General features: G+C 60.7%; 8 protein-coding genes. 6 read left to right on the top strand and 2 right to left on the bottom strand.

All coding sequences use genetic code 11. The annotated features are described in order from the left end of the window. Positions 1-804, bottom strand: an 804-nt coding sequence (locus GPK42_RS09570; RefSeq protein ID WP_215694931.1) for a PspC-like choline-binding domain-containing protein, incomplete at its 3' end; no start/stop codon positions are given. A gap of 211 nt (positions 805-1,015) precedes the next feature. Here GPK42_RS09570 and GPK42_RS09565 point away from each other — a divergent pair. The 3 genes from GPK42_RS09565 to bilS all read left to right on the top strand — a co-directional run bounded on the left by GPK42_RS09565 (position 1,016) and on the right by bilS (position 5,399). Then, on the top strand, positions 1,016-2,860 hold the full coding sequence (locus GPK42_RS09565; protein WP_215694930.1) for an ABC transporter ATP-binding protein: 1,845 nt from the start codon (positions 1,016-1,018) through the stop codon (positions 2,858-2,860). Continuing rightward, positions 2,861-4,720 (top strand): ABC transporter ATP-binding protein, encoded by a 1,860-nt coding sequence (locus tag GPK42_RS09560; protein WP_215694929.1) that lies wholly within the window; start codon positions 2,861-2,863, stop codon positions 4,718-4,720. A 127-nt stretch (positions 4,721-4,847) separates the two neighbouring features. Continuing rightward, complete coding sequence (gene bilS, locus GPK42_RS09555; RefSeq protein ID WP_099432355.1) at positions 4,848-5,399, top strand: flavodoxin family protein BilS; 552 nt, start codon at positions 4,848-4,850, stop codon at positions 5,397-5,399. A gap of 562 nt (positions 5,400-5,961) precedes the next feature. On the opposite strand, the gene GPK42_RS09550 is transcribed toward bilS, so the two are convergent. Beyond that, a complete protein-coding gene (locus GPK42_RS09550; RefSeq protein WP_215694928.1) occupies positions 5,962-8,262 on the bottom strand; it encodes an LTA synthase family protein in 2,301 nt (766 codons plus the stop codon). A 231-nt stretch (positions 8,263-8,493) separates the two neighbouring features. Here GPK42_RS09550 and GPK42_RS09545 point away from each other — a divergent pair, with 231 nt between their 5' ends. The 3 genes from GPK42_RS09545 to GPK42_RS09535 all read left to right on the top strand — a co-directional run bounded on the left by GPK42_RS09545 (position 8,494) and on the right by GPK42_RS09535 (position 11,787). Further along, positions 8,494-9,345, top strand: a complete 852-nt coding sequence (locus GPK42_RS09545) for a nitroreductase family protein (protein ID WP_252200240.1) — start codon at positions 8,494-8,496, stop codon at positions 9,343-9,345. A gap of 159 nt (positions 9,346-9,504) precedes the next feature. Beyond that, positions 9,505-11,532, top strand: a complete 2,028-nt coding sequence (locus GPK42_RS09540) for a KUP/HAK/KT family potassium transporter (protein ID WP_035138754.1) — start codon at positions 9,505-9,507, stop codon at positions 11,530-11,532. A 60-nt stretch (positions 11,533-11,592) separates the two neighbouring features. Next, complete coding sequence (locus GPK42_RS09535) at positions 11,593-11,787, top strand: hypothetical protein (protein WP_035138755.1); 195 nt, start codon at positions 11,593-11,595, stop codon at positions 11,785-11,787. The last annotated feature ends 145 nt before the right edge of the window (positions 11,788-11,932 follow it).

Here is an 11,932-nt window from a genome sequence, read left to right as displayed (position 1 = left end):
TTGCGTTATCTCGGGCGAGGTGGCCTTGTCTGCCGCGGCCTTTGCCTCTTCGTATGCCTTGCAGGCGTCGTCATAGGCCGTTTGCGCTTTTTTCAAATTGTCGAGGAGCGCATCTCGCCAGGCTGTGAACCGGTCGATATCGGCTTTATATTTCTCTACAGCACGTTCACAGTCATTAACTCGTCTTTCCTCTCTTCTGAGGCGGTACTGGAACTCGCGGAGCTCCGTTTCGCAATAGTTTACGTGCGTTTTTGCCGATATGATCTCACTGTGCAACTGCTTTATTTGCTGTTTAGTAGTTTCGACAAACTCCTCGTAGCCGAGTGCTTCGAGTGTCTTAAGCATCTCATGTTTCTTCTCTAATTCTGCCTGGAGCTCGCTTACCCGGTTGATGGCCCCGTCGTATTTGGCTTGGGCAGCATCGATGTCCGCTTGCATGGTGGGAAGGAGTTCCCTCCCTTCGGCGGCTTGCGCCGCCATCTTTTCGCGGTACTCTTGAAAACGGGTAATGTCATCATTGAATCTCGCAATTTTCTCGGGACTTGCGGCGTTTTTTGCGGCCTCGAGGTTTTTGAGCGCTTCCTGCATGGCTGCATACGCTTTTTCTTTTGCGGCGGCCGCGTCTTCTGTCTGCGGGGCGCCCGAATTGCCGTTGGCGGCGCTCGTCTGCGAAACGGCCGCACCGGTGGGGGCGCTGGTTTCTGCAGCGATCGCCGTTACGGGGGCGATTCCCGCGACAAGTGCCGCGGAAAGGGCGATGCCCACAGTTGCTCGTCTTGCTCTTCTTGCGAGAATGTCGTTCATCTCGGCACCTCATTTCAAGGGTCGGCGACTAACTTGGTAGCACTAATGCAAGTATACCAAGTGGTCGACCCGACACTGGCTGGGTGCGCGCCTCTCCGCTTCTTTGGAAACCGAATCCCATTAGAAATGACGAGTTGTTTACGCTTCTTTTGGGCTCACCGTACTATCATGATTCGGATTGAGTGTGAATGATGATAGGGAGCGCCTATACATGATTGAGCTGCTCAGGCGTTTTGGTGGTAAGTTTCGCCGGTATATGGTGATTGGCCCTGCGTGTAAGCTGATCGAAGTGATCTTTGACCTGCTGACGCCGCTGGTGATTGCCCAGATGATCGACAAGGGCATTGGCTCGCACGACGTGAGCGCCGTTATCCACTACGGCATGCTACTTGCCGCCATGGCCGTGATCGGCATCTCGTTTACGCTCGTCTGCCAAAAGATGGCGGCGCTCACCTCGCAGGGCATGGGCACCGACATTCGCGGCGCGCTCTACGAGCACATCAACAAGCTGAGCTATGCTGAGCTCGACCGCTTTGGCACGCCGTCGCTCATCACCCGCATCACCAACGACGTTAACCAGGTCCAGCTCGCTGTGGCGCTGGGCGTGCGCATGCTCATCCGCTGGCCCTTTCTAGCGGTGGGCTCCATGTGCGCGGCCCTTGCCATCGACCTTAAGCTCGGCATCATCTTTTTGATCTGCACGCCCGCCATTGGCCTGGTGTTCTGGGTTGTCATGGCGCGCTGCATTCCGTACTACAAGCAGCTGCAGGCAAAGCTCGACCGCATCGCGCTTATCTGCCGCGAGGGCCTTTCGGGCGCCCGCGTGGTTCGCGCCTTCGTGCGCGAAGATCACGAGCGCGAGCGCTTTGCGCAGGCCGCCGACGACCAGGCCAATACTGCCATCGCGGTGGGCAAGCTCTCGTCGATTCTCAACCCCGTCACGTTTTTGGTGATGAACCTGGGCGTGTGCGCCATCCTGTGGGTGGGCGGCATCCAGGTCAGCGTGGGCGAGCTTACGCAGGGCCAGGTCATGGCGTTTGTGAACTACATGACGCAGACCCTGACCTCCATCGTGTACGTCGCCAATCTGGTCGTGGTCTTTACCAAGGCGAGCGCCAGCGCGTCGCGTATCAACGAGGTGCTCAATTGCGTGCCGGGCATCACCGACGAGGGCAACCAGCCGGTCGCGCTGCCCAAGCCGAGCAATGTTGCTCCAGTTCCCGCGCTGAGCTTGAGCCATGCGAGCTTCTCGTTTGGCGCTGGCGCGGCCAATGCTGTCAACGATGTGACGCTGGAACTCCCGCTGGGCAAGACGCTCGGCATTATCGGCGGTACGGGTAGCGGCAAGTCCACGCTCGTCTCGCTCATCCCGCGCCTGTACGATGCGAGCACCGGCAGCGTGAGCGTGATGGGCGCCGACGTGCGCACCTGGCCGCTCGACCAGCTGCGCCGTGTGGTCGCGACCGTTCCGCAGCGCGCATCGCTGGTGAGCGGCTCCATCCGCAGCAACCTGACCTGGCGCGATGAAGCTGCGACCGACGAGGAGCTCTGGGCGGCACTCGACATGGCGCAGGCCAGCGAGTTCGTGCGCAACAAGCCGCAGGGCTTAGACGCCCCGGTCGAGGCGGGCGGCAAGAACTTTAGCGGTGGCCAGCGTCAGCGCCTGACTATCGCGCGTGCCTTGGTTGGTTCGCCTCAGATATTGATCATGGATGACTCCGCGTCGGCGCTCGACTTTAAGACCGACGCGGCGCTTCGCCATGCCATTCGCGAGCGCAGCATGCGCGGTGCCGCCAAGGGCGGGCTGCCGCTGACCACGGTGATTGTGAGCCAGCGCGTTTCGACCGTGCGCGACGCCGACATGATCTGCGTACTCGACCACGGCTCGGTCGCGGGCCTGGGCGCGCACGATGAGCTCTACACGACCTGCCAGCTCTACCGCGAGATTTGCCAGTCGCAGCTTCGCCGCGAGGAGCTCGAGGGCCAGCAGGGGAGCACGACGCCCGCGTCCGCTCCGACCGCCCCCGCATCCGTCTGCGCAAAGGAGAGCTGCTAAATGAATCCGTACACTTCCTCCGGTTCGGTCGCCACGATGACGGCCAACGTGTCCGGCAACGATAGCCTCAACGACCTGGGTGACGATCCGCGCCAGCCCGGCGATCCCGAGCGCTATCCCGTGGGTGCGGTGACTCGCCGCCTGATGGGCTACGTTCGTCCGCATCGCATTTCGTTTGTTGCGTCGTTTGTGAGTGCCGCCATCTCCGTGATTCTGCAGCTCTACACGCCCATCCTCATCGGCGAGGGCATCGACCTTATCGTCGCCGCCGGGCAGGTGGACTTCGACGCGCTGCTGCCGCTCGTTACCAAGCTCGCGCTCGTCGTGGTGGGAGCAGCGGCCTTTCAGTGGCTGCAGGGCTATTGCGTCAACCGCCTGTCCTACGAAACGGTGCGCGACATGCGCGTGGAGGCGAGCGACAAGCTCAGTCGTATGCCGCTCAGCTTTATCGACAGCCACGCCCACGGCGACCTTATGAGCCGCGTGGTCAACGACGTCGACCAGGTGGGCGACGGTTTGCTGCAGGGCTTCACGCAGCTCTTCACCGGTGTTATCACCATCGCGGGCACGCTCGCGTTTATGCTCTCCATTAGCCTGACCATGACGCTCGTGGTGGTGCTCGTCACGCCGCTTTCCATTTTTGCAGCCGGTGCTATTGCCAAGCTCTCCAACAAAAGCTTTACGGCGCAGCAGCGTATTCAAGGGCAGCTCGGTGGTCATATCGAGGAGTACGTAGGCGAGCAAAAGCTTGTCGACGCCTTTGCCTATGGCCCCAACGCTCAGCAGCGCTTCGATGCCCTCAATGCCGAGCTCTACACCGCGGGCGAGCGCGCGCAGTTTATGGGTTCGCTCTCCAACCCCGGTACGCGTTTTATCAATAACATCATCTATGCCGTGGTCGCTGTGATCGGCTGCGTGGGCGTGATCACGGGCGTGCCCGCGGCGCTTACGGTGGGCGGCGTGCAGATCTTCCTGTCCTACGCCAACCAGTACACCAAGCCGTTCAACGAGGTCACCAACGTCATTACGCAGATTCAGACGGCGTATGCCTCGGCGCGCCGCATGTTTGCGCTGCTCGATGCGCGCGAGCAGGAGCCCGACGCTGTGGATGCCATTGAGCTCGCCTCCCCGAAGGGCGAGGTTTCGTTTGAGCATGTGGACTTTAGCTACGTGCCCGACCGCAAGCTGCTGCAGGACATCTGCATCGAGGCTAAGCCCGGCATGCGCTTTGCCCTGGTCGGCCCCACGGGCTGCGGCAAGACGACGCTCATTAACCTGCTGCTGCGGTTTTACGATATCGATGCCGGGCGCATCGTGGTCGATGGTCGCTCATCGCGTGACTACACGCGTGCGAGCCTGCGCCACGCCTTTGGCATGGTGCTGCAGGACACTTGGCTGTTCGAGGGCACGGTGGCGGAAAACATCGCCTACGGCTGTCCCGGCGCCACGCGCGAGCAGGTTATCGAGGCTGCCAAGCGCGCGCATGCGCACAAGTTTATCGTGCAGCTGCCGGGCGGTTACGATACGGTCATCGGCGAGGACGGAGGCACGTTTAGCCAGGGTCAAAAACAGCTGCTGTGCATCGCGCGCGTTATGCTCACTGACCCGGCGATTTTGCTGCTGGACGAAGCGACCTCGAGCATCGATACCCGCACCGAGCTGCAGGTGCAGGCGGCATTCGACGAGCTCATGGCCGGCCGTACGAGCTTTGTGGTGGCGCATCGCCTGAGCACGATTCGCAACGCCGACTGCATCCTGGTGATGCGCGACGGCCAGATTATCGAGCGCGGTACACACGACAAGCTGCTAGCGACAGGCGGCTTCTACGCCGAACTCTATCGCAGCCAGTTTGCCCAGTGAGCAAGCCCGTGGGGCAAATTAATCAATCGACAGACGGTGGTTTACATCTGTCACGTTAGTACTAAGATAGTCATCTAATAAATTGCATTAGTGGCTTTAGTTTTGGGGGAAACGAGGCAACGTGACTATGACGTGCTCTCTGGTGGTTAACAGCAAGAGCGGTAATACCAGGATGGTTTCGGGCGCGATCAAGCGCGCTCTGCAGGCTGCGGGTGTTGAGTTTGTCCATGCCGCGGCGTTGAGCGACGATGCGGATGCAGATCAGGTCGCGCTCGAGGCGCAGGGCGCCTGCGCGGCCGACACGGTGCTCGTCGGTTTTTGGTGCGACAAGGGCGCGTGCACGCCTTCGGTCGCGGCGTTGCTCTCCGCCTTGCACGGTAAGCGCGTGTTCCTGTTTGGCACCTGCGGCTTTGGGGCCGACCAGAGCTACTATCAGCAGATTATCGACCGCGTAACTTCCAATTTGGCTGGGGATGCCGAGCTTGCGGGCTGGGCGATGTGCCAGGGCAAGATGGGCCCCGCGGTCAAGCAGCGCTACGAGGCCATGCTCGAGCAAGATCCCGACAACGCCCGATTTAAGATGCTGCTCGACAACTGGGTTGCCGCGAAGGACCATCCCACCAAGGAAGATCTGGACAACATGGCTGCAGCCGCCAAAAAGGCCGTTTTGGGCGAGTAGCTTCGTCGTTCGCGGTCCTTCGTGCAAAACAATACAAATGTGAAAGCCTCGAAATTCTCGAGGCTTTTTTCTTGACACTCATAGGCGCAACCGTGGCAAGCGTTTGGGGTGACATTTTCCATCACCCCGATGACGAGACCGTCCTGGACGACACACTCGCATGCGTTCGCTGGATGTATTCAGAGTGGGACGCACTTTCCGAATGGATGGGGTTTCGGAAAGTGCGTCCCAGAATTTGCCTCTGGAGTGGGATGCAGTTTCCCAACGGAGCCACAAGCGGAAACTGCATCCCATTCCGGACGTGAATTCTGGGACACGGTTTCCGGATTCAAAAAAGGCCACATGACGTGGCCTTCAACTTATATATGTTCAGCAGGTGTCCCCATGACAAGCCGCGCTTCAACACCGAGGCGTCTGCCCGGCGACGCGGAACGTAAGGTTCATCGCGAGTTCCGCACGAGCCGGAGAGCACTTAATGTGCTCTCCGTGCGAGCAGGACTGTCCGAGCAGGGAACCTTACGTTCCGCGCCGCCGGGCAGACGAACCAGTTATGAGTGACCCGCTACTTAATCTTGGTCGTACCCGGCGCCAGGTTGGGGTCGGTCTCGTTGGCCTCGGTCTGGAAGTGCTCGGTGTAGACGTTCTTGCCGTCGCGGAACATCTCGTAGTACTGCATCTTGGCGTAATCCTCGCGCGCCTTGGTTGCGGCTGCGGCAGCGGCGTCGTCACCGGTGACGTTGGAGGAGAGCGCCCAGCGCAGCCTGGCGTCCTCGTAGCCCACCGAGTTGATGGCGGGCAGCGACTTACGCAGCGTCATGTGCGCTTTCTGGTAGTCGGTCAGCGGGGCGCCGATCAGCTGCATCAGCTGGGTGGACAGGTAGTTGGTGGACAGGTCGTCGGTCTCGCTCGTCTGGTCGCAGCCGGCAACGTCGTAGTTGGCCCAGATGATGTAGTCGGTCTGCCACAGGCGCTCCTGATGCGTAGCATCGTCTTCGCCGGTAAACCACTTGTCATTGAACTTGGACGGGAAGAACGGCTGGTGGTCGCCCCAGAACACCACGACCACCTTACGGTCGAGCTTGCTCAGGGCGTTGAGGAAGTAGCGCAGCGCCTGGTCGGACTGCTCGATGCACGAGACATACTCGTCGACATCGGAGAGCGTGCCGTCCTCGACGGTCTTGGCGTCCAAATCGGTCGTGTCGATATTCAGGTGCATCTGCTTGTCGACCGGCAGCAGACCCGTGTCGTAGCCCGAGTGGTTCTGCATGGTCACGTCGAAGATAAACTGCGGATCGGCGTTCTGGTCGAGCAGCTCAAGAATCTTGTCGTAGGTAGCCTGGTCGGTCACCATGCCGCGCAGGGTATCGGCGCCCTGGAAATCGTTGATGGACAGGAACTGGTCAAAGCCAAAGTCCTTGTAGACGTTCTCGCGGTTCCAGTTGGTGGCGTGGTTGGGGTGCATGGCCGTGGTGGAATATCCGAGCGACTTGAACTGCTCTGCCAGGTTCCCGGTCGTTTCCATGTTGTAGATGGTGTAGGGGTACACGCCCGAGCCCAGGTTGGCCATGGAATTGCCGGTCATAAACTCAAACTCGGTATTGGCGGTGCCGCCGCCGTAGGCGCTCACATAGAGCTTGCCGCGGCTGAGGCAGTTGGACAGGTTCTTAAAGTACTGCGGGCCCTCGTAGCCGGCGCGCATGTTCTGGTAGATCGACAGATCCGAGAACGTTTCGTTCATGATGGCGATGACCGTGGGCTTCTCGCTGTTGAATTGCTCCTTTGCGGCGGCGCGCTCGTCGCTCTTGGCCGCGTCGGACTTGTCGTAGGCCTTGGCGTACTTTTTGAGCGTGGCCTTGGCATCGTCGACGGAGTAGTCGGCGGGTTTGGGCGGCTTGATGGACTGCGCTGCGCTAATGAAAGCGGGCAGGTAGCCCTCGCGCCAGTAGCTCTCGAGCGGGCGCCAGGTGTAGACGGTGATGCCGAGGGTGTTGTAGTAGTCGATGAGCGTGACGTGTGCGGTCACACCGCCCAGGCACAGCACGGCGACGAGCAGGTTGGTGAGCAGCATGCGCTTGGCGTTGGCGGCGCCCTTCTGACGGTGCGGTGCCACCAGGCCGGCGTACTCGCACAGCAGCATGGCGATGGCGGTAAAGCCCATGGACAGCACGCAGAACAGCGAGATCGAGAAGGTGTAGCCGGTGCCGGCGACCGCGGCGGCGGTGGAGATGGCCGAAAGGTCGCCCGGCTGGATGGGCATGGATTTAAACGTGATGACGAAGAACTCGGCAATGCCCAGGACAAAGAGGGCAAAGGCCAAGACCGCGGGGGCTGCGCCGTGGCGCTGGAACAGGAAGAACAGGCCGACCATGAGCGTGGTGATGATGGCCCACTCGAGCAGGATGCACAGGGGGTAGACCCAGGTAAAGTCGTGGTTGGACGAGACCTCCATGCCCAGCAGCGCAAAGACGCCGGCGAGCAGCAGGCACAGGACGGCGGCGACGAGCGGTTTACCCACAAAGGCTCCGCGCAGGCGGGCGAGCTTGCCGGTGGGGGCGGGGGCGTCGGGCCCGGCGAACGCAAAGACGCGCGGGGCGATGCGGTCGCGGGCGATGCTGGCCCAAGCGCAGCCGGTGAGGATGGCGTTGGTCAGGATGAGCATCACGAAGGCGAGCGGCTCGTTCTGCGCGACGAGGCCAATAGCGCCCCAGACGGTCAAAAAGAGCTGGAACAGGCCAAAGGCGACGCTCCAGGCGAAGGCGCCCTTGGCAACGGTGCCCGACTGAGCGCGAATGGCCTTGGCCTCGCGCAAGACAAGGTAGACGGTCGCCGCAAGACCGACGAGCGAGATGGCGGCAGCGAACATGCTGAGACTCCTCACAAACTAAAACGTACGAAAGCGGGGGTTTACCCGATTGTTACCAAGATATGCGCTGCAATTGGTGTCTGCGCACAACAACCAGCCATATTAACGCGCACGTGTGACGGTGTGGCGCAATGTAGTGGCGACCTGCGCGATAATGGACGGGAATTACACGGAAACGTAAAGGCTTCTTAAAGAATTGGCGAGGATGAGGCGATGAACGAACGGGCTTGTATGACGAGTGTGGGTGACGTGGACGCTGGCATGGACGCGGGCGGTTATCCGGTCGAGACGACGGGCAATGCGGTGCTGGACACGTTGGAGCACCGTTCCTCCACGCGTGCCTTCGCGCGTGATGACGACGACCGTCCCGTGGCGGTGACCGACGAGCAGCGGGCGGCAATTTTGCATGCGGCGAGTCGCGCGCCGTCGGCGGGCGCCATGATGATGTATTCCATCGTGAGCATTCGCGAGCAGGCTACGCTGGATCGTCTGGCCGACCTGTGCGACCACCAGCCCATGATCGCCAAGGCGCCCTGGGCACTTATATTTGTGGTCGACTATGCCAAGTGGATCGATCTGTTTGAGCACGTGGGCTGCTTTGAGCCCGAGTTTGTCGAGCGCACGGGCAAGGCGCCCCGCCGTGCACCGGGTTTGGGTGACTTTGCCATCGCGGCCCAGGACGCCGTGATCGCTGCGCAAAACGCCGTGGTCGCCGCCGAGGCCCTGGGCCTGGGGAGCTGCTACATCGGTGATATCGTAGAGAATGCCGAGGAAGTGGCCGAGCTGCTCGATCTGCCTCCGTATACCATGCCGCTGTCGATGCTCATCATCGGCACGCCCCGTAAGGAGCGTCCGGCCATTGCGCATCCCGTGGTGAACCTGGTGCACGAGGAGCGCTACTGCCGCGCCGATGCTGCGACTATGGACGCGCAGGTAGCCGAGATGGACGCGATGTTCCGTCCGCATGCCCGCGTGGTGGGGGAGCGCGTCGTGGACATCTATACCCGCAAGCACACGAGTCCCTTTATGGCCGAGATGAGCCGCTCCATGGAGTGGTGGTTCAAAAATTGGCTCGGAAAATGACGGATGCGACAAAGAGACAGTCCCTTTGTCACATTCCATATCGCCGAGGTGGCTTAAAGGCCGTATAAATGTTTATCTAGCTGGGAAAACAGTGCCATTCAAACATGGGCCGATTACCTATAATTCCTTCGAACATTAAAGTTGGGAGGAAACCGGCTTATGGAACAAAAGGCCAAGGAGGCAGCTTCGCACGCTGCGATTCCTGTGAGCATCTCGGCGATGCTCGTCACGCTGGGCGTGGTGTACGGCGATATCGGCACCAGCCCTATGTATGTAACCAAGGCGCTCGTTGCCGGCAACGGCGGCATCGGAAGCGTCACGGAGGAGTTCGTGCTCGGCGCGCTCTCCCTTGTCGTGTGGACGGTCACGTTGCTGACCACCATCAAGTATGTGCTCATCTCGCTGCGCGCCGATAACCATGGCGAGGGCGGTATCTTTGCCCTGTACAGTCTGGTCAAGCGCTGTGGCAAGTGGCTTATCATCCCCGCCATGCTAGGTGGCGCCGCGCTGCTCGCCGACGGCATCCTCACGCCGGCCGTTACCGTTACCACGGCCATCGAGGGCCTGCGCACCATCCCGGCGGTCCATGCCGTGCTGGGCGATGACCAAGGCCGCGTCGTCGCCATTACGCTCGCCATCATCATCGTGCTCTTCTTGGTACAGCGCATCGGTACGGCCAAGATCGGTCACGCCTTTGGCCCCATCATGACGCTGTGGTTCCTGTTCCTGGGCGGCACGGGTCTGTTCTTTGTCTTCCAGCACCCCGCCGTGCTGCTGTGCCTCAACCCGGTGCGCGGCATCGCCTTTTTGCTGAGCCCCAACAACCACGCGGGCATCATGATTCTGGGCAGCTGCTTCCTCGCCACCACCGGTGCCGAGGCGCTCTACTCCGACATGGGCCACGTCGGCCGCGGCAACATCTACGCTACCTGGCCGTTCGTTAAGTGCTGCCTGCTGCTTTCCTATATGGGCCAGGGCGCTTGGCTTATGAACAACGCTGCCAACCCCGAGCTCATGGGCATTGCCGACCTCAACCCGTTCTACCAGATGCTCGCCCCGGGCCTGCGCCCGTTTGCCGTCGGCCTTTCCACCGTCGCGGCCATCATTGCCTCGCAGGCGCTCATCACCGGCGCATTCTCGCTGGTGTCCGAGGCCAGCCGTCTGGACCTCATGCCGCACATGCAGGTCTTCTACCCTGCCGAGACCAAGGGCCAGCTCTACATCCCCATGGTCAACAACGTCATGCTTGTCGGCTGCGTCATCGTGGTGCTGCTGTTCCAGAACTCGGCGCATATGGAAGCCGCCTACGGCCTTGCCATTACGCTGACTATGATGTGCACCACGCTGCTGCTCTTCTTCTACCTGCACGAGGAGCGCAAGCTCAAGGTTGCTCCGTGGATCTTCGCGGCCTTCTTCCTTTTGCTCGAAGGCTTCTTCTTCGTGAGCTCACTTACCAAGTTCTTCCACGGCGGCTACTTCACCATCCTCATGGCCGCGCTCATCATGGGCATCATGGTGTGCTGGTACAACGGTACGGCTGTTGAGCAGCGCCAGTTTACGCTTCTGCCGCTGCGCAGCTACCTGCCGCAGCTCAAGCGCCTGCGCGACGACGACCGTTACGAGCGCATGAGCGACAACGTCGTGTACCTGACCAAGGACACCCATACCGACTACATCGACCGCGATATCGTCTATTCGATCTTGGACAAGCATCCCAAGCGCGCCCGCGCCTGGTGGTTTGTGAATGTCGAGACCATGGACGAACCGCACACCTTTGCCTATTCGGTCGAGACGTTCGGCACCGATTACGTGTTCCGCGTGCATCTGTACCTGGGCTACAAGATCAACCAGCGCGTCAATGCCTACCTGCGTCAGGTCGTTCAGGACCTGGCTGCCACCGGCGAGCTGCCGCCGCAGACGCATGACTACTCGGTCTACAAGGATCCGGGTAACATCGGCACGTTCAAGTTCGTCCTGATCCGTAAGCTTCTGGCGCCCGAAAGCGATGTGGAGCCGAGCGAGCGTACGGCCATCACGCTCAAGTACATCATCCGCCGCGCCGCCGGCACGCCTGCGCGTTGGTACGGCCTGGAGAACTCCAACGTGAGCTTTGAGTACGTGCCGCTGTTCACCAAGTTCAAGGCCGTGAACAAGATGCAGCGCCTGGCCCCCAACGAGCGGCCGTAGACGTCGGCGGCTACACGGAGTTGGTTTTTGATGGATAAGCATGAGGCCGGGGAGGTAAACATGGATACAAAGGCGCTCGATGGCCGTGAGGCGGTGGTCGAAATGGTGCGTGAGGCGCGCGTCGACGCCGCCGAAGATCGGTTCTTTACGAATCGTGCCAACATGGATATGGCCGATCGCGTAATTTCGATCGTGGCACTGGTATTTGGAGCGGTGTGCGTGTGTGCCCTGCTCGCGCACGTGCTGTTTGTCTAGCGACCGCAGGTTGCAAAGGCTATACACTTGGAACCACCACAAGGGAAACCACCACAAAGGTGCCTGTGAACTGCCTCCCATTTCTTGGACATCGGGAAATGGGAGGTTTTCCATGAGTATAGACCTCAGGGTGAAGCACGACCTG

The organism is Collinsella aerofaciens (assembly GCF_018785265.1).
GTDB classification, from domain to species: Bacteria; Actinomycetota; Coriobacteriia; order Coriobacteriales; family Coriobacteriaceae; genus Collinsella; species Collinsella aerofaciens_AI.
Note: the sequence above shows the minus strand (reverse complement) of the source record. Positions and strands in the feature narration are given on the sequence as shown.